The organism is Streptomyces sp. NPDC058092 (genome assembly GCF_042884935.1).
GTDB lineage: Bacteria > Actinomycetota > Actinomycetes > Streptomycetales > Streptomycetaceae > Streptomyces.
This window is the reverse complement of sequence record NZ_JBHVSY010000005.1, coordinates 80,351-103,287: the sequence shown is the minus strand read 5'-3', so window position 1 is coordinate 103,287 and position 22,937 is coordinate 80,351. Positions and strand designations below refer to the sequence as shown.

Below are 22,937 nucleotides of genomic sequence, written 5' to 3'. Positions count from 1 at the left end.
CTCGCCCCCGAAGGTGCGAAGGTTGTCTGATTCGCGCGTGCGGAATGGCGACTTCCGGCCGGTCGGCCGACTGCGTTCCGCGCCTGTCGCTTGCTGCCGCCTGCTGCCTACTCGTCCGCGCGGGACGTCGGCGCCTCGCGCAGCTGCTCCTCGCTCAGCCCGCGCCGCCAGTACCCGACGAACGTCACGCGCCTGCGGTCGATGTGGCGTTCCTGCACGAGATGCCGGCGCAGCGCCCGTACCTGCGACGACTCGCCCGCGATCCAGACGTACGGCGTCCCCTCGGGCAGCTCGGCCGCCCGGACGGCCTCCAGGGCGGTGGGCGCTCCCTCGTCCCGTACGAGCCAGGTGATCCGGGCCTTGGCGGCGGTGTTGAGGGCCTGGCGGTCCTCGGTGTGCTGGACCTCCAGCCAGACCCGCGCCTTCAGGCCGGCCGGCAGCCACTCCAGGGCGGCGGACGCGGCGGGCAGCGCGGTCTCGTCGGCCCAGATCAGCACCCAGTCGGTGTCCTGCGGAGGGCGGAAGCGGACGGCGGTGTTGTCCTCGACGGCCGGGCCCAGCGCCTTGAGCCGGTCGCCGGGGGAGGCGCCCGCGGCCCAGCGGCAGGCGGGCCCGCCGTCCCCGTGCAGCGCGAAGTCGATGTCGACCTCGGTCGCGCCGCCGGGTGTGCGGCGCTGAGCGCGCACGGTGTACGAGCGCATGACGGCCCGTACGGTGTCCGGAAGTGCGCGCCAGGCGGCGAACCAGTTGCCGTCCTCATCGACCGGAACGACTGGTTCCGGCTGCCCGGGGTGCGGCAGGAACAGCGACAGGCTCTGGTCACGGCCCCCGGCGGCGAAGCCGTCGAGCCCGGGTCCGCCGAAGGTGACGCGGAGCCTGGAGGGCCCGAGGCGCCGGGTCCGCAGGACGGTCGGACCGAAGAACCGGAAAGGGGCGATAGGGGGTGCGACGGACGTCGTCATGCGGGGGGTCCTCCCGGGAACCGGAGGCGAAGCCGGGAACCGGTCGCCGGTACGTTCGAAGGAAGGTTAGCCTAACCTCATTGAATATTCGAGGGTGCGTCCGGGCCGCCGCCCGGTAAGGTGTCAATCTTCGGCCGGCGCGAGCCCCCGGAGTCCCGAAGGCGAACGCCCATGACACAGCCGGCCCCGCACCCCGCACGACTTCGCCTCGATGCCGCTCTGGACGGCCTGGCCGTCATCTTCCGCGGAATGACGGCTCACCCCGACGAGAGCAACTGCGAGTGCCACTGGGGCAGCGCACAGGAGCTGGCCCAGCTCAAGGTGCCGGACAGGGAGCTGGACCCCGACCTCCTGCAGCGCACCTGGCGGGCCCCCGACTGGAGCGACCACCCGGCCGTGCTGCGCAGGATCCTGCCGCAGTTCGCCAGGGCCCTCGTCGGCGGCGGCATCGAGCGCTTCTTCGGCACGGATGAGGTGGGCCGCTCGTTCGCCCGCGGCCACTGGCAGCAGTGGCCCGACCAGCAGGCCGCCGCGGTTCGGGAATTCCTCCACGCCTGGTGGGCCCACACGCTCACCGATCCGGCTCTCGCCGTCCCCGCCCACGAGCTCCTCGCGGTGAACGTCGAGGCATCCGCCACGCTGGGCCCGTGGCTCGCCCACTGGGAAACGCAGACCGGCACTCCGGCCGACCAGCACCTCGCCGAAGCCGCCGCCCACTGGGAGCGCGACCTGCTCGTCGACGAACTCCCTTGGCACGCCTGGGAGAACGAGGAGGAGAAATGCGCGGAGCTGACGGCCTGGCTGGTCGGCCACGCACGGTCCCGGCTGGCCGCCCACGGCGTATCCGATGAACTGCTCCACCGGATAAGGCTGCTCGGCCTCACCGGCCCCGACCGCTGGGAAGACCCGCACTGGCGGGGAGATCGCTACTGATCGGCCGCACTCAACGGCCGGTGTCCGGATCACTGTCGCGCCCCACCGGTCGCACCTGGCAACGCCGTTCGGCCTCCGTGCGGGCCGGGTACGGCCTACGAGCGGCGGCAGTTGACGGCGATCGAGGCGCTGCATCGGCTGCGGCACAAGGGCTTGGCCGGGTGACCGGACCGCGAAAAGGTCCGGGCTTCCGGAACCTCCTGCGAACCGGCCCGGCGGGGCGGAATAGGATCTCCGGATGATCGAAGGCACGTTGGTAAGGCTCCGCGCACTGTGTGCGGACGATGCGGAGCATCACCTCCGGTGGCGCAACGACCCGGAGGTGGTGCACTGGGCCACCAGCGGTGACCCGTGCTTCGGCCCGGTCACGGCGGAGGCCGTCGGGCTCGGCTTCGAGACGATGCTGCGGCTGAACCCGAGGGAGTCGGCCGTGTTCACGGTCGAGGACCTGACCGACGGCACGGTGATCGGCATGGCGGACTACCGGGACCTGGACCCGTTCGCCGGGCTGGTCACCGTCGGCATCACCATCGGCGAGCGGGACCGTTGGGGCCGCGGCCACGGTTCCGACGCACTGCGCCTGCTGGTGGGGCACCTGTTCGGGGCCTTCGGGCTGCACCGGATCGAGCTCGACACCTGGAGCGGCAACGAACGGGCCGTCCGCGCCTTCACCAAGGCGGGCTTCCGCGAGGAGGGCCGACGCCGGGGCACCGTGCTGGTGGCGGGCAAGCGGTACGACACCGTGCTGTTCGGGATGCTGCGCGAGGAGTGGCCGGGCGCGACGAGCTGATCGCCCGCCCGGCCCACGCCCGGTGGCCGTCAGGCCGGCAGGCCCAGTTCCCTGGCGATCAGCATGCGCTGGACCTCGCTGGTGCCCTCGCCGATCTCCAGGATCTTGGAGTCGCGCCACATCCTGGCCACCGGGTACTCGTTCATGAAGCCGTATCCGCCGTGGATCTGCGTCGCCTCGCGGGCGTTGTCGACCGCGACCGTCGACGAGTACAGCTTCGCGATCGCCGCCTCCTTCTTGAAGGGTTCGCCCGTTACCAGGCGTGACGCCGCGTCGCGCCAGCCGAGGCGGGCCATGTGGGCGCGCGTCTCCATGTCCGCGATCTTGAACTGGATCGCCTGGTTGACGCCGATGGGCTTGCCGAAGGCGTGGCGCTCCTTGGCGTACTTCACCGACTCGTCGACGCAGCCCTGCGCCAGGCCCGTGGACAGGGCGGCGATGGCGATGCGGCCCTCGTCCAGGATGCGCAGGAACTGGGCGTAGCCGCGGCCCTCCTCGCCCAGCAGGTTCGTCAGCGGGACGCGGACGTCGGAGAAGGACAGCTCGCGGGTGTCCGAGGCGTTCCAGCCGACCTTGGAGTACGGGGCGGCGACCGTGAAGCCGGGGGTGCCGGACGGCACGATGATGCAGGAGATGAGCGGGGCGCCGTTCGCCTTGTGGCCGGTCACCGCCGTGACCGTGACCAGTTCGGTGATGTCCGTACCGGAGTTGGTGATGAAGCACTTGGAGCCGTTGATCACCCACTCGCCCGTCGCCTCGTCGCGCACCGCCGTCGTGCGGGTGCCACCCGCGTCCGAACCGGCGTCCGGCTCGGTCAGGCCGAACGCGCCGAGCGCCTCGCCCGAGCAGAGCTTCGGCAGCCACTGCCGCTTCTGCTCCTCCGTACCGAAGCGGTAGACCGGCATCGCGCCGAGCGAGACTCCGGCCTCCAGGGTGATCGCCACGGACGAGTCGACCCGGGCCAGCTCCTCCAGGGCGATCCCGAGGGCGAGGTAGTCGCCGCCCATGCCGCCGTACTCCTCCGGGAACGGCAGCCCGAACAGGCCCATCCGTCCCATCTCCCGCACGATCTCGTACGGGAACTCATGGCGCTCGTAGAAGTCGCCGATCTTCGGGGCGATCACATCGTGCGCGAACTCCTCGACGGTGCGGCGCAGTTCCTCGTGCTCGGCGGTCAGCCGGTGGTCCAGGGACATGGCAGGTGTCACTCCTTGTGGGACGGTGGTTATCGCACCGAGAGCGCGCGGACGGTACGGGACGGGCTGGGTCGGCCCAGCTGTTCGGCGAGCCACACGCTGGTGGCGGTGAGCGCGTCGAGGTCGACCCCGGTTTCGATACCGAGACCCTGGAGCATCCACACGAGGTCTTCGGTGGCGAGATTTCCGGTAGCGCTCTTCGCGTACGGGCAGCCGCCGAGGCCGCCCGCGGAGGCGTCCACGGTGGCCACACCGTGCTGGAGCGCGGCGAGGGTGTTGGACAGGGCCTGGCCGTACGTGTCGTGGAAGTGCACGCCGATGGTGTCGGTGCGCACGCCCTCCTCGTTCAGCTCGGAGAGCAGGATCTGCACATGGCCGGGCGTGGCGACGCCGATGGTGTCGCCGAGGGAGAGTTCGTCGCAGCCGAGGTCCATCAGCGCCTTGGCCACGCGGACGACCTGGTGGACGGGGACGGGCCCCTCCCACGGGTCGCCGAAGCACATCGACAGATAGCCGCGGACGTGCACCTTGTCGGCCTTGGCACGAGCCACGACCGGCTCGAACATGGCGAGCGACTCGTCGACGGTGCGGTTGAGATTGCGGGCGGCGAACGTCTCGGTCGCCGAGCCGAACACCGCGATCCGCCGGGCGCCGAGCGCCAGGGCCCGGTCCAGGCCGCGTTCGTTCGGTACGAGTACGGGCAGGGCCACGCCCCCGATGTCCGCGAGGCGGGGGAACAGGTCTTCTGCGTCGGCCAGTTGGGGCACCCACTCGGGGCGCACGAAGCTGGTCGCCTCGATGGTGGTCAGGCCCGCCGCGGCGAGGCGGTGGATGAACTCCGTCTTCACCTCGGTCGGTACGACGACCTTCTCGTTCTGCAGACCGTCGCGGGCGCCGACCTCATGGATGCGTACGCGCGGGGGCAGGTCCTGGGCGGGCAAGGTCATCGGCAGGGTGCGGGGTGTCATGCGTCCTCCCCGGGAGTCGCGGCAGGGGCCACCACGGCCAGGATCTGGTCCATGGCGACCGTGGTACCGGCGGTGACGTCCAGCTCGGTCACGGTCCCGGCGTGCGGGGCGGAGATGACGTGTTCCATCTTCATCGCCTCGACGACGAGCAGGCTCTGACCGGCCACGACCTCGTCCCCGACCGCCACCTTCACGACGGTGACGGTGCCGGGCATGGGCGCGGCGAGCGTGTCCGCCCCGGAGCGGGCGGCGCCGGCCAGCGACGCCTCCACGGGGTCGTGATCCTGTACGTGCCAGGTGTCGCCGTCGCGGCCCAGCCAGGTCCCGTCCGGGGACGCGGCATGGGTGAACGTGTGGGTGACACCGGCGAGTTCGATGACGATGCGATGCGCGGACAGCTCGGCCGTGTTCGCCGTCTCCTTGCCGCCGGGCAGCGGGGCCAGTGGGCCACAGGGGCCCGTCGCGGGCTCCGGCGGCTGTGCGCCCTCCCCGACATGGCCGAACGTCAGCTCGGTGCCCGTCGGGCAGGAGCGCAGCGAGACCTGCACCGGATCATGGCCCGGCAGCCGGAAGTGGCGCACCGTACGGGCCGGGGTGCCGCCCAGCCGCCAGCCGCTCGCCACCGAGAACGGGTCCACCCAGCCGGCGGCGTCCGCGGGGGAGGGGGCCGGTGCGCCGGACTGCCGCAGCAGCGCCGCCGCCGCGTACACCTCCTCCGGCACCCCCTCCGGCACCAGTCCGGCCACCTCGCGCTCCACCAGGCCGGTGTCCAGATCGCCCGCCACCACCGCCGGGTGGGCGAGCAGCCGGCGCAGGAAGCCGGCGTTCGTCGGGACGCCGAGGATCACCGTGTCCGCGAGGGCCGCGCGCAGCCCGCGCAGGGCGGCGGCGCGGTCGGGGCCGTACGCGATGACCTTCGACAGCATCGGGTCGTACAGGCTGCCGACCTCGCCGCCCGCGGCGAGCCCGGAGTCCGTCCGTACGCCGTTGCCCTGCGGCTCGTGCAGTGCGAGGACCGTGCCGCCGGACGGCAGGAAGCCGCGGGACGGGTCCTCGGCGCAGATCCGGGCCTCGACCGCATGGCCGGTGAGCCGGATGTCCCGCTGCTCGTACGGGAGTCGCTCGCCCGCCGCGATCCTCAGCTGCCACTCCACCAGGTCCAGACCGGTGATCAGCTCGGTGACCGGGTGCTCGACCTGGAGGCGGGTGTTCATCTCCATGAAGTAGTACGAGGCGGGGTCGTTGCCCGGGACGATGAACTCCACCGTGCCCGCGCCGACATATCCGCAGGAGCGGGCCGCCTGGACGGCCGCCTCGCCCATGGCCGCCCGGGTCTCCTCGTCGAGCAGGACGGACGGCGCCTCCTCGATGATCTTCTGGTGGCGGCGCTGGAGCGAGCATTCGCGCTCACCGAGGTGGATCACATTGCCGTGGGTGTCCGCCAGGACCTGGATCTCGATGTGCCGGGGCCGGTCGATCCACCGCTCCACCAGCAGCGTGTCGTCGCCGAACGAGGCCCGCGCCTCGCGCCGGGCGGCGGCGATCTCGTCCGCGAGCAGCGTCTCGTCGCGGACCAGCCGCATGCCCTTGCCGCCGCCGCCCGCCGAGGGCTTCAGCAGCACCGGCGTGCCGATCTCGCGGGCCGCGTCGCCCAGTTGGGTATCGGTGAGCCCGCTCCCCGAGGAGCCGGGCACCACGGGGACCCCGGCCTCCGCGACCGTCTCCTTGGCCCGGATCTTGTCGCCCATCAGGGAGATGGCGTCGGCGGGCGGGCCGATGAAGGCCAGCCCCGCCTCCGCGCACGCCCGCGCGAAGCCCGCGTTCTCGGCGAGGAATCCGTACCCGGGGTGGACGGCCTGCGCGCCGGCGCGACGGGCCGCGTCCAGCAGCGCGGGCACGCTCAGATAGCTCATGGCGGCGGGCGCGGGCCCGATCCGTACCGCGGTGTCGGCCTCCCGTACGTGCCGGGCGTCCGCGTCCGCGTCGCTGAACACGGCGACCGAGCGGACGCCGAGCTCGCGCAGCGTACGGATGACCCGTACCGCGATCTCGCCGCGGTTGGCGACCAGAACGGTGTCGAACATCGTCATCTGTTCCTCACATCCGGAAGACGCCGAAGCCGGGTTCACCCAGCGGGGCGTTGGCGCACGCGGTCAGGGCGAGCCCGAGCACCTGCCGGGTCTCCAGCGGGTCGATCACGCCGTCGTCCCAGAGCCGGGCCGTGGCGTAGTACGCGTTGCCCTGGGTCTCGTACTGCTCGCGGATCGGGGCCTTGAACGCCTCCTCGTCCGCCGCGCTCCAGTCGTCGCCCAGCTGGTCGCGCTTGACCGTCGCGAGGACGGACGCGGCCTGCTCGCCGCCCATGACGGAGATCTTCGCGTTGGGCCACATCCACAGGAAGCGGGGGGAGTAGGCGCGGCCGCACATCGAGTAGTTGCCCGCGCCGTACGAACCGCCGACGACCACCGTCAGCTTCGGCACGCGGGTGCAGGCGACCGCCGTCACCATCTTGGCGCCGTGCTTGGCGATGCCGCCGGCCTCGTAGTCCCGCCCCACCATGAAGCCCGAGATGTTCTGCAGGAAGACCAGCGGGATGCCGCGCTGGTCGCACAGCTCGATGAAGTGGGCGCCCTTCTGGGCGGACTCGGAGAACAGGATGCCGTTGTTGGCGACGATCCCGACGGGGTGGCCGTGGATCCGGGCGAAGCCGGTGATCAGCGTCGTCCCGTACTCCGCCTTGAACTCGGCGAACCGCGAGGCGTCCACCACCCGGGCGATCACCTCCCGGACGTCGTACGGCGTCCGGGAATCGACCGGGACGGCCCCGTACAGTCCGGCGGGATCGACCTTCGGCTCCTCGGCCGGCCGCACGGACCACGGGAGCGCCCCGCGCTCCGGCAGCGTGGCGACGATGTTCCGCACGATCCGCAGCGCGTGCGCGTCGTCCTCGGCGAGATGGTCGGTGACCCCCGACGTACGGGAGTGCACCTCGCCGCCGCCGAGCTCCTCGGCCGTCACGACCTCGCCGGTCGCGGCCTTCACCAGCGGCGGACCGCCCAGGAAGATCGTGCCCTGGTTCCGTACGATCACGGCCTCGTCGCTCATCGCGGGGACGTACGCCCCGCCCGCCGTGCACGACCCCAGCACGGCCGCGATCTGCGGGATGCCGGCCCCCGACATCCGGGCCTGGTTGTAGAAGATCCGCCCGAAGTGCTCCCGGTCCGGGAAGACCTCGTCCTGCATCGGCAGGAACGCGCCGCCCGAGTCGACGAGATACAGGCAGGGGAGCCGGTTCTCCAGCGCCACCTCCTGGGCGCGCAGGTGCTTCTTCACGGTCATCGGGTAGTACGTGCCGCCCTTGACGGTCGCGTCATTGGCGACGATCACGCACTCCCGGCCGCTGACCCGGCCGATCCCGGCGATCACCCCGGCCGCCGGGGCGGCGCCCCCGTACAGCCCCTCGGCCGCCAGCGGGGCCAGCTCCAGGAACGGGGAACCCGGATCGAGCAGGGTGTCCACCCGGTCCCTGGGCAGCAGCTTGCCGCGCGCCACATGCCGGGCGCGCGCCTTCTCACCCCCGCCGAGCCTGGCCGTGGCGAGCCGCGTGCGCAGCTCGTCGGCGAGCGCGTGATGCGCCGCCTCGTTGGCCTGCCAGGCCTCGGAGGCGGGATCGGCCGCGCTCGCCAGAACCGGTGCCTGCTGCATCCTGTCGAGCCCCCTTGCCCGTACCGCAGTGGTTAGTGAGCGTTAACGTATACCTTCAGGTTAACGATCGCTAACCCGGCTGTCTAGAATCGAATCCATGACCATCAGGACGGACGCCCCCACCCGCCGCGAGCAGATCCTCAAGGAGGCCGCCCGCCTCTTTGCCGAGCGGGGCTTCCATGGTGTCGGCGTCGACGAGATAGGTGCCGCCGTCGGTATCAGCGGCCCCGGCCTGTACCGGCACTTTCCCGGCAAGGACGCGATGCTCGCCGAGCTGCTGGTCGGCATCAGCGAGCGGCTGCTGGCGGGCGGGCAGCTGCGGGTGTCGGAGGACGCGGCCTGTGGCGACAGCTCGCCGCAGGACCTGCTCGACGCGCTCATCGAGGGCCACATCGACTTCGCCCTCGACGACCGCCCCCTGATCACCCTCCACGACCGTGAACTGGACCGCCTCCGGGACGCCGACCGCAAGCGGGTCCGCCAGCTTCAGCGGCAGTACGTCGAGGTGTGGGTGGAGGTGGTCCGCGAGGTGTATCCGGACCTGCCCGAGCACGAGGCCCGCGCCGCCGTCCACGCCGTCTTCGGGCTGCTGAACTCGACCCCGCACCTGGGCCGCCCCGGCGCGCAGCCGGACCGTGCCGGCACGGCGGCGCTGCTGCACCGGTTGGCGCGCGGGGCGTTCGAGGCGGCGGCCCGCCCGTAAGGCCTGCGGGCGGGTGCCCGGCGCAGGGGCACCCGATTCTGCTCGGCCTTGAATATATGAATTGATGATAGAGGGGCCAGGAAGTTCCTCAGATTCTCTTTCCTTTTCCTCGACGGGCTCCGTCGGTCGGAGTGTCGCGGCGCCCCCAGGCATATGGTTTGAGCTGTCTCACCCACGCCTGATGGGGAATTTAAATGAAAACATGTCAGGTTTCGATCGTTGTCCCCTGTTTCAATGAGGACGAGGTCATCGAGGCATTTCACCGTGCGCTGATCTCCGCCCTCGAACCCACTCGGCGGACTTTCGAGATCTGTTATGTCGACGACGGCAGCAGTGACCGGACCAGGCTCCGGATCGGTTCACTCGCCACCGCGGACCGGCGAGTCCGCTACACCTCCTTCAGCCGCAATTTCGGCAAGGAGGCCGCCATGCTCGCGGGGCTGCGCATGTCCCGCGGCGACGCCGTCGTCCTCATGGACGCCGACCTCCAGCACCCGCCCGAACTGGTGCCCCGCATGCTGGAGCTGCGGCAGCGCGGCTACGACCAGGTCGTCGCGCGGCGCGACCGCGATGGAGAGGGCGCCCTGCGCACCTTTCTCAGCGCCGCGTACTACCGGGCGATGGGCCGGTGCATGGACGTCGAGGTCGTCGACGGCGAGGGCGACTTCAGGCTGCTGTCGCGCACCGCCGTGGACGCCGTGCTCGCGCTCCCCGAGGCCAACCGGTTCTCCAAGGGGATCTTCTCCTGGATCGGCTTCGACACCGTCAGCTTCACCTACCGCAACGCCCAGCGCGCGGCGGGTCGTTCGAAGTGGGGCGGCAGACGCCTGTTCAACTACGGGATCGACGGGCTGATCTCCTTCAACAGCCGTCCGCTGCGCCTGGCCATCCACGGCGGCCTCGCGCTCGCGCTGGCGGCACTGGGATACGCCCTGTGGACCATCGCCGGCGTCGTGCTCCACGGCGTCGCCGTACCCGGCTACACCACCCTGCTGACCGCCATCGTGGCGCTCGGCGGAATCCAGCTCGCCACGCTCGGCGTCATCGGTGAATACGTGGGACGCATCTACTGCGAGGCGAAACGCCGCCCGCACTACGTGGTACGCGAAACGAACGAATCTCCGCATGTTCTCCCGGTCGACATTCCGGCGGAAGTGCGTTCGGGTCCGTCCGCCCCCGCGGGCGGAAGACCGTTGACGGGGCCTACCGGGTCGACCGCGCTCGGGGCGTCCAGGTTCCGCACCGTGCGCCAGTTCATCGATTTCGGGCTGATCGGAGTCATCAATACGGCGGTATATCTGGCCGTATACGCCACGTTGAATACCTGGATTCCCTATCTGGCCGCGCACGTCATCGGATATGTGGTCAGCATCGTGGGATCGTTCCTGCTCAACTCGTACATCACCTGCCGTACGAAGCCGACCTGGCAGGCCTTCGTCCGGTATCCGCTGTCGAGCGTCGTCAATCTCGTACTCACCGGCGTTCTGCTCTACCTCGGCGTGAGCAGGCTGGGCATGGACAAGAACATCGCCGCCGTGGCCGCGGGACTCCTCGCCACCCCCTTCTCGTTCCTCCTCGCCCGCTGGGCCATCGACTCGGGCACCGCCCTGGCCCGGCAGAGCGCCGGCCCGGCCGAGAGCCGTGCCGGACACACCACACCGTGAAACCACACCGCCCGAACCTCTCGGCGGGCAAGACGCGAGCACCGTACGAAGGACACCCAGTGCACATGACCGCAGACACGTCGAAATCCGCAGACACGTCGAAAACCGCCGATACGCCGGAGGCCGTCGGCACACAGTCGCAGAGCGAGGACTCCCACCGGCCGGAAGCCCGCCCGGGCCCCGCGCGGCGGTGGGCGACGATCTGGACGATGGCCCTCACCCTGCCGCCGCTCGCCCTGCTCGGCGCGGCCTTCTGGATCGGCCGCCTGGTCCGTCCGGGAGGGGACGACTGGTGTTTCCTCCCGGTCGTACGGGACGAGGGCGCCTCCGGGATGATCGCGAAGTTCTTCCTCCACGACAACGGACGCATCGCCAACGCGCTGTTCGTCGTCGCGTACGGGGCCTTCGGCGTCGCGGGCCATCAGTGGTTCGCCCTGGTCAGCGGGGTGCTCATGCTGGGCATCCTCTGGGCGCTCATCGCCTCCGTGCTCAAGAGGGCCGGGCTGACCGCGCCGCGCGGGCTCGCGCTGCTGGTGGGCGCGATGACGGCGGTGATCTTCTTTCTCGCGACGGCCAACCCGTACAAGGCGTTCTACTGGCCCGCCAACTCCGTCTCGCACACCGTCTCACCGGTGCTGGCCTGCGCCGCCGTGATCCCCTTGCTGCGCGCACGGACCGGGCGGGGACGCGCCCTCGCGCTGGGCGTCGCGTACCTGGCCGGGATCTTCATCGGCACCCTGTCGGAGGAGACGTCGGTCGTCGCGTTCACCCTGCTCGCCGCCGTCCTGCTGATCAGCTGCCGGGCCCTTCCCGGTCCCGGCCGGACCCACACGCGTATCTGGTGCGTCGTCGCCTTCGCCGGAGTCGCGGTCGGGACGGCCATGCTGTACCAGTCGCCCGGCGCACGCACCCGGCGTGCACGGTTCGGCGCCGACGGCGCCTCCATGTTCGGGCCGGAGGAACTGACCACGGCGCTGCGGGCGTTCGCGCACATCCTCGGGACGATCTTCACGACCTGGCAGTACGTGGGAGCGGTCGCCGTCGGCGTACTGCTGGGCCTCCTGGTGCGCGGCGGTGGACAGCAGGGAGAGAACGCGCCGGTGGGGTCCCTGCGCCGCAGGCCCTTCCTTCCGGTCGTCGTCGGATTCCTCGCCTTCCTGGTCTCCGGCTACCTCTGCACCGTCGTCGCCTACCCCGTCTTCGGGGCGAGCGTGATGACCGCGTCGCGCATCTGGGGCGACTTCCTCCTGCTGTACGTGCTGCTCCTGGTCGGCGTCGGCGCCCTGCTGGGACGGGCGCTGCGCACCGTCCGGTGGGGGACCCGTGCGGCGACGGCGGTGGCCGCCGGAGCCGTATGCGCCGTGGTCTGCGCCGGCCTTGCCGTCCCGCTGCTCCAGTTGGAGCGGAAGATGGACGTGCGCGCCCAGCGCTGGGACCGGCAGGACCGGTGGCTGAGGGAACAGGCGGCGCGCGGCGCCCAGGTGCTTCCGTACACACCGGTGTCGGTCAGCGGGATGGGGGAGCCGTTCGGTGACCACGGCAAGAAGCTGTGGCCGGGACAGTGCGTCGCCCAGTATTACCACCTCAAGAAGATCACCTACTCGACCAAGCTTCCCTGATCGTCCGGCCGCCGTGGCCGGACGGTCCGTCGTACAAGACACCCGGCACACTGCGCACACCTGACGGCACAATGGGTTCATGCCGATACCCAGCCGTGCCGCCCTCGTCGAACACCTCGTCCGTACGCGTATCGCCGGGGATGTCGCCACCCCCCGCGACAACAACCTCTCCCACTACCGCAAGCTCGCCAACGGCGACCGCCATTTCTGGCTGGGTCTGGAACTCGGGGACCGGTGGCGCGACGAGCAGGACGTGCTGGCCGTGATGGCCGAGCGGTGCGGAGTGAGCGACGACCCGGAGCACCGGTTCGGGCAGGACACCATCGACCCGGAGCTGACGGTCGACGCCCTGGAGCGGATGGCGGCACGGCTGCGCAAGGCGGCGGCGGGCGCGCAGCGCGTGCTGTTCGCGACCGGGCACCCGGGCGGGCTCCTCGACGTGCACCGGCAGACCGCGCAGGCGCTGCGGGCCGCCGGGTGCGAGATCGTACGGATCCCCTCGGGGCTGGTGGCCGACGAGGGGATGGTGTTCCAGTTCGCGGACGTCGCGGTGCAGGAACGCGGCGCGACGCTCTGGCACACGCACTCGCCCGCCCCGATGGCCGCGATCCTGGACGGTCTGGAGCGGGAGAGCCGGCCGTTGCCGGACCTCGTGGTCGCCGACCACGGATGGGCCGGGTGCGCGGCGCAGCGCGGGCTGGACGCGGTGGGGTACGCGGACTGCAACGACCCGGCGCTGTTCCTCGGCGAGGCGGAGGGGACGCTCCAGGTGGCCGTACCGCTGGACGACCACGTGGTGGACCCGCGGTTCTACGACCCGCTGACGGACTATCTGCTGGACGCGGCGGGGCTGATCTGACGCCGACGGGGTGTGGCGGGGCGAGACTCCCCACCACCGGATTTCTCGTCACTCATGGTGGGGAGCAGGTCCGAATCGCCGGACCGTGGCCTGTTCGGAACGGGGCGACGGGTCAGTCCCGGGGCACGCGGACCACGCCCTCCTGGATCACGGTGATCGCCAGCCGTCCGTCCTGCGTGTATATACGGGCCTGGCCGAGCCCCCGCCCGCCGGACGCGGACGGCGACTCCTGGTCGTACAGCAGCCATTCGTCGGCCCGGAACGGCCGGTGGAACCACATCGCGTGGTCCAGGCTCGCCCCGACCACGTCGCCGACCGTCCAGCCGCCGCGCCCGTGGGCGAGGAGCACCGAGTCGAGCAGCGTCATGTCGGAGACGTACGTCGCCATGCAGACGTGCAGCAGCGGGTCGTCCGCGAGCTTGCCGTTGGTGCGGAACCACACCTGGGAGCGGGGCTCGCGCGGTTCGCCGACCGTACCGAAGGGCGGCGCGTCCACGTACCGCAGGTCGACCGCGGCCCGTGCCTCGATCATCCGGTCCACGATGCCCGGGTCGCTGAAGCGGTCCGCGTACCGGGGCAGCATCTGCGCGGCCGTGGGCAGCGTCTCGGGGTCCGGGGCGGACGGCATGGCCGCCTGGTGTTCCAGGCCCTCCTCGTGCGTCTGGAAGGACGCCGAGAGGTGGAAGATCGGCTGGCCGTGCTGGACGGCGACGACCCGGCGGGTGGTGAAGGAACGGCCGTCCCGGATGCGGTCGACGCTGTAGACGATCGGCGCGCCCGGGTCGCCCATCCGCAGGAAGTAGGAGTGCAGCGAGTGGGCGGATGGGGTCTCCCCTGCTCGAGCGGAGCCGAGAGCTCGGGGAAGTTCGGCGGGGACGGTACGGCCTGCGGCGACCAGGGCCTGGGCCGCGACCTGGCCGCCGAAGACGCGGGGCACCACCGCCGAACGGCTCGTACCCCGGAAGATGTCCCGCTCGATCTGCTCCAGGTCGAGCAGATCGAGCAAGGAGTCGAGTGCTGAGCTCATGGAGAGAACGTAACCGCTCTCACAGGCCCATGGACTTGGCGATGATCGACTTCATGACCTCGCTGGTGCCGCCGTAGATGCGGTTGACCCGGTTGTCCGCGTACAGGCGGGCGATCGGGTACTCGTTCATGTAGCCGTAGCCGCCGTGCAGCTGGAGGCAGCGGTCGATGACGCGGTGCGCGACCTCGGTGCAGAACAGCTTCGCGGAGGCGGCCTCGGCGGCGGTCAGCTCACCGGCGTCGTGGGCCTCGATGGCGCGGTCGCAGACGGCCTCGGCGGCATCCACCTCGGCCTGGCAGGCGGCCAGCTCGAACTTGGTGTTCTGGAACGACGCGACGGTCTTGCCGAAGACGGTGCGGTCCGACACGTAACTCTGGGCGAACCGGACGGCGGCCTTGGCCTGGGCGTACGCGCCGACGGCGATGCCGAGGCGCTCCTGCGGCAGGTTCTGGCCGAGGTAGGAGAAGCCCTTGTTCTCCTCGCCGAGGAGGTCCTCGACCGGCACCTTGACGTCGACGAACGCCAGCTCGGCGGTGTCGGAGGTGCGCAGCCCCAGCTTGTCGAGCTTGCGGCCGACCGAGTAGCCCTCGGCCTTGGTGTCGACGACGAGGAGGGAGATGCCGTGCCGCCGGTCGTCCGCCTTGGGCGCGTCCGTGCGGGCGCAGACTATGACCCGGTCGGCGTGGACGCCGCCGGTGATGAACGTCTTGGCGCCGTTGAGGATGTAGTGCGTGCCGTCCTCGGAGAGCTTGGCGGTGGTCTTCATGCCGGCCAGGTCGGAACCGGTGCCCGGCTCGGTCATGGCGATGGCGTACATCGTCCTGCCGCTGACGAAGTCCGGCAGCCAGCGCTTCTTCTGCTCCTCGGTGGCGTACGCCTTGATGTACGGCAGGCAGAGCAGGACGTGCACACCGGAGCCGCCGAAGTTGACGGCCGCGCGGGCGCACTCCTCGGAGATGATCGCCTCGAACTTGAACGACTCGACCCCGGCGCCGCCGTACTCCTCCGGCACCTCGATGCCGAATATGCCCAGCTCGGCGAGCTTGTAGTAGAAGTCGCGGGGCACCTGGCCGGCCGCGAACCACTCGTCGTGGACGGGGGCGACCTCGGCCTCGATGAAGGCGCGGATGGTCTCCCGGAACGCCTCGTGGTCCTCGTTGAATACCGTACGGCGCACGGGGTGCCTCCTTGGTCAGCTTCGGGCGGGTTTCGGCCGAACTGGCTAAGCGCTTGCTCAGTCCTGGTCAAAAGTTACCCGGCGGTCACCGAGGCTGTCCAGGGTGATGCTCGGCACGCCCGCGTGGACGGCTCGGCCGGATACACACAAGAGCCCTTCCCGGCCGCCGGCCGGGAAGGGCTCATCAGGCTTTCTACCGGGGTTACTTGATCCTTTTCCGGCCCCGGTCCGAGCGGTTGGGGCGGAGCTGCGTCGGACGCGTGGGAAGGAACGCCGTCCTGGAGCTCTGTCAGAGCGCGCGGCGCCTCAGGCAGCGGCCCACGATGACGGCTCCCGCCCCCGCGGTCGACGAGGCGGCGGCGATGCCGGCGCCGGTCTCGGCCCGGGCGTCTTCGGCGGACCCGGTGGCGGCCGGTGCAGGCCGGGTGTCATCGGCTGCCCGTGGCGGCTTGGAGGACGAGGTCGGTGACCGCTTCGGGGTGGGCGATCATCGCCACGTGGGACGAGTCGATCTCCACCGTGTGCGAACCCGCGCGCTTCGCCTCGAAGCGTTCCTGGTCGGGGTTGATGGTCTTGTCCTGCTTCGCGACGAGGAACCACGACGGGATGTGCTTCCAGGCGGCCACCTTGGCCTTCTCGGAGAACGCGGTCGTCGCCGCGGGCCGTTGGGTCACCGCCAGGACCCTCGCGGTGCTCTCCGGCAGGTCGGCGGCGAAGACCTGATGGAGCCTGTCGGGCTTGAGGTACAGGTCGGTCCCGACGGCCCCGCCGCCGGCTCGGTAGGGAACGGACCTCGTGGCGGTGCCGAGTTCGCTGGGGAACCTGGCGCCCAGGGACATTCCGCTCTCGCCCACGTCGGGCATCAGCGCCGACACGTACACCAGCGACTTCACCCGGGGGTTGCCCGCGGCGGCCGAGCTGATCACGGCGCCGCCGTACGAATGCCCCGCCAGCACGATCGGCCCCTTGATGCTGTCCAGGACGGAAGCGATGTAGGCGGAGTCGTTGTACAGCCCGCGCAGCGGGTTGGCGGGGGCGATGACGGTGTAGCCGCGGTGTTCGAGCCGTTGGACGACCCCGTTCCAGCTGGAGGCGTCCGCGAACGCCCCGTGCACCAGCACGATGGTGGGTTTGGTCGTGGTCCTGCCGCCGCCCGTGGCGGCAGAGGCCGCCACGGGCGTGCACATGACCATGGCGCACCCGGCTGCCATGACATGATCGCGACGTATTCGGCGCCGTGAGCCGGTGCTTCGAAGTGCTGCCATGTCGTCCTCGCCTTCCGTTGGATCTGCCGCACCGAGTGTTCAGGCATCCGCACCGGCAGGCGCGGCCACGCACTCCGACCGGGTCACAGAAGTGGGCCATGGGAGTGAACGCGGGAGCCAACGGGTTTGCAGAACCTACGGCGTGAGCTGTGTGCATTCCGATGACCGCCCAGTGCCGTGCGTAAAGCACTGGCTCGACCGGCTTTCCGTCATAGAAATCCGGCAACACGGGCTTGACGAAAGACGTGGAGGCACCCCCCGGACGGCCGACCGGGGGGTGCCTGCTGTGGGCCTCACCCGCACTGCCTGGCGCGGCGCATGCGGCTCACTGAGGTTGGGGCTACTGGGGCTTGAAGGAGCGGATCTGGTAGCTCCCCTGGAGGTTGCCGCCGCTTCCGGCAGGGGTGGATCCGACCCGGGCGTTGTAGTTGGTCTGGGTGTAGTACTGAACGCGGTGCCCGGTCGCGTTCCACACGGAGCGGACGTTCTGGCCCCGCTGGATGAAGGAGCAGTCGTCGGCGGTATTCGCCCGCTTCTTGTCCGACCACTGGCAGCGGGTGCCACCTCCGTTCCAGTCGCTGTAGATACAGAAGTAGCCGGGGCTGCAGCTGTAGGAAGCCCTGGCGCTCTCGACGGCGGCATTCTTGGCGACGGCGTTTTCGGCGGCCCCGGCCGCGGCGGGCCCGGTGCCGAGCCCCAGGGTCATGGCGATCGAGGTGACGGCGAGCGCGGTGATGCGGTTCATGACGGAAACCTCTTCTCCTGCCGGTGATCAAGGCTCTGTTGCCTGATCACCAGCAGCGTGGCACGGCCGCAACCTGCGCAGGCAGGCGGAAACGGGGGCGCTCGAAGCCCGCGTCGTAGATCGTGGCGCTCCGCCGTACTCCGGCGCGAAAGCAGGGTCTAAAAGGGCTCGGCCGCACGGAGGATGCGCTCCGGCAGGTACGCGGACGTGACCCGGATGTTCCAGCCCCGGCGTCGGGCGTGGCAGGTCAGGGCCAGGATGTCGAGGTTGATCGCGGCGTCGGGGTCGTCGGCGCGGTCGGCGACCCGGTAATGGTCGTGGTGGGCTTCCAGGGCGTCCAGGAGAGCGAGGTTGAAACTCTCCTCGTCGCCCTCGACGAGCTGGGAGAACAGGACGGCCGGCGGGGGGAGGAAGCCCCAGCCCCGGGCCTTCTCGCAGTCGGTCAGGGCCCGGTCCGTGGCGGGTTCGGGGTCCGCGCACCGCAGGTAGTCGTGCAGGGCGCGGCGGTACGAGGCGAAGGCGGAGCCGTCTTCGCCGAGAACGGCGGAGCCGCTGAGGACGAGCGCGGCGAGGTCCTCGCGGCTCCCGGAGATCAGGGCGAGGTTCGCCGCGGTGTGCCACTGGCCGGGCCCGGCGTCGGCACCGCGGTACGCGGGGTGGGTGAGCGTGCGCCCGTCGATCGTCGCCTCGACGCCGGTGCCCGGCTCGGCGAGGGTCGTACGGAAGAGCACGGCGCCCAACCGGGAGGCGAGGCGCAGCCCTTCGATCTGCGGGTCCGTGACGTCGGCGGACATCGTGGCGCGCGCCTTGAAGAGCATGACCTGGTCGTCGACGGCCCGCGTCAGCCGCCAGGCCGAGGGCGGCGCTCCGTCCACCGGGGTGAAGGCTTTCCCGGTGGACTGCTCGAACAGGGCCTCGCTCTGCGGGTCGACGGGCCGGGGGTTGTCGGGGCGCTCGAACACCACGGTCCCGGCGGCCAGTTCGGCGACCGCGTCCGGACGCCTGTCGCGGCCGTACTCCGCGACCCGTGGCCCCGCGGTCTCGAACCCGGTGACCAGTGCGCGGGGGAGATAACCGGTGTCGATGGACGGCGGCCAGCCCTCGCGGCGGTGGGCGAGAGCCGCCAGGGCGAGCGGGAGCAGAGGAAGCAGGGAGCGGGGCGTGGCCCCGGGGCCGGGAACGGCGCTGGGCCGAAGCAGCAGCCTGGCCAGCTCGTCGCGGAAGGCTTCCTGCCGGCCGGTGGTCAAGGCGCGCAGGGCGTGGAGCGCGGTGCTCTGCGGGTGGTCGAGGAGGCCCGCGCCGATCTCGTCGTCCAGGGCCCGGACGCGGGCGATCGCGGCGTCGAGCGCGGCGAGCTTCTCCTCCCTGGACGGCGGGAAGTTCGCGTCGTCGTCCCCGGTGTCCCCGATGACGTACGCCATGAAGCCGTTGATGAGCTCGACGGCCGGTCGTCCGGCCCCGCCCTCCTGAGGCGTCGCGCGGGCGAAGTGAAAGGCCTCGCCGTGCCATTCCGCCTTGCCGGCGAGGATCGCCAGGCAGAAGGCGTCGAGCCACTGGTACGCGCTGATGGACTCCGGATCGCCCTCGGCCCCGGACTCGTAGCCCATCCCGAAGTTCACGTAGTCGAGGAAGACATCGAAGCTGTTGTGCGGGTAGTACGCGGCGTACGCCACGGCACCGGCGGCCGCCTCGGCGGCGTTGTCGAGCACGGCCTTCGCCTCCGGGGTGCCGAGATCGGGAGTCCCGACGGAGAGCGCGCCCAGGTATTCGAGGAATTCCTCCGAGATCTGCAACCACTCGTAGGTGGATATCCGTCCGGCCCTCGACATGGAGTGGACCTGTGAGCCGATCCTGTTGGCGAAGTCGTCGAGAGCCGCCGAAACCGCTGCCTGGCCCACCTGGTGTCGCTCTATCCGCACTGCCCCGCCCCCGTGTTCACGTTCCGGTGGCCAGCCTAGGCGGTGCCTGGCGGGGACCCCGGGTCCGGGGTGTGTCAGGCCGGCGGCTCGCCGGGTCGACCGCCTTGACGAACGAGGACCCTTCCCGGCGGAGCCCCCGGCGCACCCCGGACCGCCCTGCTCGGCGGAGCCCCCGGTGCACTGAGCGCCCTCCTCACCGCCACCCACAACACCTCCCGCGACCGGCTGCCCTGCGGTAGCGGGTGACGGGAGCGTCCTGCCGCGCCACCGCCTCACCCCTGCCGCAGCGCGAACCACAGTTCCGTGCGTACGTCCATGTCGTCCAGGTCCGCGTCCAGGAGCGTCGCGCAGCGGGCGATGCGTTGGCGGACCGTGTTGCGGTGGACCTGGAGGGCGGTGGCCGTGCGGTCCCAGCTGCCGTGCAGGCTCAGCCAGCAGCGCAGGGTCTCGGTCAGGGGCTCGGTGAGCGGGGCGAGGAGGGCGCGGGCGTGGGCCTCGGCCTGGTCCGGGGGGATCAGGGCGGACAGGCCGAGGCCGGCGTCGGTGTGGTGGTGGGCCAGCGGGGTGCGGGTGGCCACGGCGCGGCCCAGGGCGCGGGATGCCTGGCCGTCGGCGAGGTCGAGCGCGGTGATGGGGGCGGGGGCGGAGGCGCCGAGCGTCCAGCCGGGCTGCGGGGTGATCCGGTCGCCGCCGGGGACCAGCACCCGGACGGCGTCGCGGCCCCGGCCCGCGTCGACCAGGGCCGAGCCCAGGGACGCGCCCAGCGCACCGGCGGTCAGCGGGTCGACCGGGCCGTCGCCGCTGCGGAGCGCGTGCACCACCGTCCACTGCTCGGCGCCACCGAGCAGCGGGGCGACATCCTGCGGGTCGGTACCCAGCAGCATCCGTACGAGCGCGGCCGACCGGCCCGCCGCGTCGGCGCCCTGATGCGGGGCGGCCAGCAGGGAGAGCAGGACGACCGCGACCCCGGCGATCGTGTGGTCGCCCGCCTCGCGCCGGTCCGTCGCCAGCGCGAGGACGAGCCCCTGGCCGCCGCCCAATGCGTACGCCGACAGGTGCGCTTCCCGCAGTGTGTCGGTGGCGGACGTCGGAGCGGGGCGCGTCACGGCGGAGACCACCCGGGTGAGCCGGGCCAGCGCCGCCCCGATGTCGGGGGCCGGGCGGCGGCCCGCCGCGTGCAGCTCCTCGCCGTCCGCGGAGAGCAGCACCGCCCGGCCCCCCAGCTGGGCCGCCAGCTGGTGCAGCACCGCGGGGACCGGATCCGGCCGGGCCGCCGCCGTGGCCAGGGCCTGCTGGGCGCGCGTCACCCGGCGCAGCTCCCGGTGCCGGGCCTCGGCCATCAGGCGCCACACCGCTCGGGCGATCGCGGTGAACGGGGTCTCGGGCGGCACCTCCACCAGAGGCAGCCCGTGCCGGTCGCACGCCTCGATCAGCGCCTGCGGCACGGCGTCGTGCACCGGCGTGACCCCGAAACCGAGCGCCGCCGCCCCCGCCTCCACCAGCCGGGCGACATAGGTGTCCGGGTCCTTGAGCAGAACCCCGGCGCTCAGCAGCAGCTCACCGCCGAGCAGATACGGGTACGGGTCGGCCATCTCCGAGGTGTGCACCCAGAACAGGTCCGCGTGGTCGGGTCCCGCGATCCGGCGCAGCCGGAGCTCCTCGCGGGCGAGCAGCTCGGCGAGCGGGACGGGCGGGGTGGGGGGAGCGGACCCGGTGGTGGCTGTGGGTCCGGTGGGGGAAGGGGAAGGGGGCCCGGTGGGAGTGTCCGGCATGGATGGTCCATCCATTGGCTACGGCGAGAATGGATGAAACGTACACTTCAGCGCCGCCTGTGGGCCACCTACCGTCTTCACGAAACACATACCCGCAACATTTCGCGAAGTGACCGAGACGGAGGTAAGCCCATGGCTGTCGACTACGCAGTGATCATCGTCTATCTGGCCGGCATGCTCGCGATGGGCTGGTGGGGCATGCGCCGCGCCAAGTCCAAGAGCGAATTCCTGGTGGCGGGCCGCCGCCTCGGCCCCTGGATGTACTCCGGGACCATGGCCGCGATCGTCCTCGGCGGTGCCTCCACCATCGGCGGCGTCGGCCTCGGATACCAGTACGGACTCTCCGGCGCCTGGATGGTCTTCACCATCGGCCTCGGGCTGCTCGCCCTGTCCGTCTTCTTCTCGGCGCGCATCGCCCGGCTGAAGGTCTACACCGTCTCCGAGATGCTCGACCTGCGCTACGGCGGCCGGGCCGGACTCATCTCCGGTGTCGTCATGTGGGCGTACACGCTGATGCTCGCGGTCACCTCGACCATCGCGTACGCCACCATCTTCGACGTCCTCTTCGACATGAACCGCACCGTCGCGATCATCCTCGGCGGCGCCATCGTCGTCGCGTACTCGACGCTCGGCGGCATGTGGTCGATCACGCTCACGGACATGGTGCAGTTCGTCGTCAAGACGATCGGCGTCCTGCTGCTGCTCCTGCCGATCGCCGTCATCAAGGCCGGCGGCTTCAGCGAGATGAAGGCGAAGCTGCCCACCGAGTACTTCGACCCGCTGGGCATCGGCGGCGAGACGATCTTCACCTACGTGCTGATCTACACCTTCGGCATGCTGATCGGCCAGGACATCTGGCAGCGCGTGTTCACCGCGCGCAGCGACCGCACCGCACGCTGGGGCGGCACCGTCGCCGGTACGTACTGCCTGGTGTACGCGATCGCCGGAGCCGTCATCGGCACCGCCGCCAAGGTCATGTATCCGAAGCTGCCCAGCGCGGACGCGGCCTTCGCGACCATCGTCAAGGACGAACTGCCGGTGGGTGTACGCGGACTGGTGCTGGCCGCCGCACTCGCCGCGGTGATGTCCACGTCCTCCGGTGCGCTGATCGCCTGCGCCACCGTCGCCAACAACGACATCTGGTCGAGGCTGCGGGGCGTGGTGTCGCGGGGCGGCGGTGAGGAGCACGACGAGGTGAAGGGCAACCGGGCCTTCATCCTCATCATGGGTGTCGCCGTCATCGCCATCGCCATCGCGCTCAACAACGTGGTCGAGGCCCTGACCGTCGCGTACAACCTGCTCGTCGGCGGGCTGCTCGTGCCGATCCTCGGTGGTCTGCTGTGGCGTCGCGGCACGGCCGCCGGTGCGCTGGCCGCGGTGTCCGTCGGTGGCCTCGCGGTGATCGGTCTGATGGCGTCGTACGGAATCCTCGCCAACGAACCGGTCTACTACGGGCTGCTGTCCTCGCTCGCGGTGTACGTGATCGTGTCCCTGGCCACGAAGCCGACGGACGCGGCGGTGCTTGCCGCTTGGCGCGAGCGGCTGGCGGGGAAGGGCTCCGAGCCCACGGAGTCCGCCCCGGACCCGGTCACCGTCTGACACTTGTCCTCAATCGCCGGACGGGCTTGATTTT

General features: G+C 71.1%; 18 protein-coding genes. 7 read left to right on the top strand and 11 right to left on the bottom strand.

Translation table 11 applies throughout. The features are described 5' to 3' along the window. Positions 1-107: 107 nt before the first annotated feature. Positions 108-962 carry a siderophore-interacting protein gene (locus ACFVV1_RS10585; RefSeq protein ID WP_389987603.1) on the bottom strand — a complete coding sequence of 285 codons (855 nt, stop codon included), beginning with the start codon at positions 960-962 and terminating at the stop codon, positions 108-110. 171 nt (positions 963-1,133) lie between these two features. Here ACFVV1_RS10585 and ACFVV1_RS10580 point away from each other — a divergent pair, with 171 nt between their 5' ends. Together ACFVV1_RS10580 and ACFVV1_RS10575 are read left to right on the top strand one after the other, a co-directional pair. Further along, the gene (locus ACFVV1_RS10580) at positions 1,134-1,895 is read left to right on the top strand and encodes a hypothetical protein (RefSeq protein WP_389987600.1); all 762 of its coding nucleotides are present in this window, start codon (positions 1,134-1,136) and stop codon (positions 1,893-1,895) included. A 238-nt stretch (positions 1,896-2,133) separates the two neighbouring features. Beyond that, positions 2,134-2,685 (top strand): GNAT family N-acetyltransferase, encoded by a 552-nt coding sequence (locus tag ACFVV1_RS10575; protein WP_389987597.1) that lies wholly within the window; start codon positions 2,134-2,136, stop codon positions 2,683-2,685. Between the two features lie 29 nt (positions 2,686-2,714). Here ACFVV1_RS10575 and ACFVV1_RS10570 read toward each other — a convergent pair whose 3' ends face one another. The 4 genes from ACFVV1_RS10570 to ACFVV1_RS10555 are packed head-to-tail and all read right to left on the bottom strand — an operon-like array spanning position 2,715 to position 8,554. Continuing rightward, the gene (locus ACFVV1_RS10570) at positions 2,715-3,881 is read right to left on the bottom strand and encodes an acyl-CoA dehydrogenase family protein (protein ID WP_389987594.1); all 1,167 of its coding nucleotides are present in this window, start codon (positions 3,879-3,881) and stop codon (positions 2,715-2,717) included. Between the two features lie 29 nt (positions 3,882-3,910). Then, positions 3,911-4,849 carry a hydroxymethylglutaryl-CoA lyase gene (locus ACFVV1_RS10565; protein ID WP_389987591.1) on the bottom strand — a complete coding sequence of 313 codons (939 nt, stop codon included), beginning with the start codon at positions 4,847-4,849 and terminating at the stop codon, positions 3,911-3,913. Then, positions 4,846-6,933 carry an acetyl-CoA carboxylase biotin carboxylase subunit gene (locus ACFVV1_RS10560; RefSeq protein ID WP_389988249.1) on the bottom strand — a complete coding sequence of 696 codons (2,088 nt, stop codon included), beginning with the start codon at positions 6,931-6,933 and terminating at the stop codon, positions 4,846-4,848. Before ACFVV1_RS10560 ends, ACFVV1_RS10565 begins: the two co-directional genes overlap by 4 nt. Positions 6,934-6,946: 13 nt before the next feature. Next, a complete protein-coding gene (locus ACFVV1_RS10555) occupies positions 6,947-8,554 on the bottom strand; it encodes a carboxyl transferase domain-containing protein (protein ID WP_389987588.1) in 1,608 nt (535 codons plus the stop codon). Positions 8,555-8,651: 97 nt separating this feature from the next. Here ACFVV1_RS10555 and ACFVV1_RS10550 point away from each other — a divergent pair, with 97 nt between their 5' ends. From ACFVV1_RS10550 to ACFVV1_RS10535, 4 genes are all read left to right on the top strand, one after another. Then, a complete protein-coding gene (locus ACFVV1_RS10550; protein WP_389987585.1) occupies positions 8,652-9,257 on the top strand; it encodes a TetR/AcrR family transcriptional regulator in 606 nt (201 codons plus the stop codon). A 194-nt stretch (positions 9,258-9,451) separates the two neighbouring features. Next, complete coding sequence (locus ACFVV1_RS10545; protein WP_389987582.1) at positions 9,452-10,921, top strand: glycosyltransferase; 1,470 nt, start codon at positions 9,452-9,454, stop codon at positions 10,919-10,921. Between the two features lie 65 nt (positions 10,922-10,986). Then, positions 10,987-12,540, top strand: a complete 1,554-nt coding sequence (locus tag ACFVV1_RS10540; protein ID WP_389987579.1) for a DUF6056 family protein — start codon at positions 10,987-10,989, stop codon at positions 12,538-12,540. A gap of 79 nt (positions 12,541-12,619) precedes the next feature. Then, positions 12,620-13,399 carry a phosphatase gene (locus ACFVV1_RS10535; protein ID WP_389987576.1) on the top strand — a complete coding sequence of 260 codons (780 nt, stop codon included), beginning with the start codon at positions 12,620-12,622 and terminating at the stop codon, positions 13,397-13,399. 112 nt (positions 13,400-13,511) lie between these two features. On the opposite strand, the gene ACFVV1_RS10530 is transcribed toward ACFVV1_RS10535, so the two are convergent. From ACFVV1_RS10530 to ACFVV1_RS10505, 6 genes are all read right to left on the bottom strand, one after another. Next, positions 13,512-14,426, bottom strand: a complete 915-nt coding sequence (locus ACFVV1_RS10530) for an acyl-CoA thioesterase (protein ID WP_389987573.1) — start codon at positions 14,424-14,426, stop codon at positions 13,512-13,514. Positions 14,427-14,445: 19 nt separating this feature from the next. Then, the gene (locus ACFVV1_RS10525) at positions 14,446-15,603 is read right to left on the bottom strand and encodes an acyl-CoA dehydrogenase family protein (RefSeq protein WP_389987570.1); all 1,158 of its coding nucleotides are present in this window, start codon (positions 15,601-15,603) and stop codon (positions 14,446-14,448) included. A 428-nt stretch (positions 15,604-16,031) separates the two neighbouring features. Further along, positions 16,032-16,814 (bottom strand): alpha/beta fold hydrolase, encoded by a 783-nt coding sequence (locus tag ACFVV1_RS10520; protein WP_389987567.1) that lies wholly within the window; start codon positions 16,812-16,814, stop codon positions 16,032-16,034. Between the two features lie 394 nt (positions 16,815-17,208). Continuing rightward, positions 17,209-17,613 (bottom strand): peptidase inhibitor family I36 protein, encoded by a 405-nt coding sequence (locus ACFVV1_RS10515; RefSeq protein WP_389987564.1) that lies wholly within the window; start codon positions 17,611-17,613, stop codon positions 17,209-17,211. 158 nt (positions 17,614-17,771) lie between these two features. Next, a complete protein-coding gene (locus ACFVV1_RS10510; protein ID WP_389987561.1) occupies positions 17,772-19,511 on the bottom strand; it encodes an Imm49 family immunity protein in 1,740 nt (579 codons plus the stop codon). Positions 19,512-19,804: 293 nt separating this feature from the next. After that, a complete protein-coding gene (locus ACFVV1_RS10505) occupies positions 19,805-21,304 on the bottom strand; it encodes a PucR family transcriptional regulator ligand-binding domain-containing protein (RefSeq protein ID WP_389987558.1) in 1,500 nt (499 codons plus the stop codon). Positions 21,305-21,436: 132 nt separating this feature from the next. Here ACFVV1_RS10505 and ACFVV1_RS10500 point away from each other — a divergent pair, with 132 nt between their 5' ends. Beyond that, on the top strand, positions 21,437-22,903 hold the full coding sequence (locus ACFVV1_RS10500) for a sodium:solute symporter (RefSeq protein WP_389987555.1): 1,467 nt from the start codon (positions 21,437-21,439) through the stop codon (positions 22,901-22,903). Positions 22,904-22,937 lie beyond the last annotated feature (34 nt).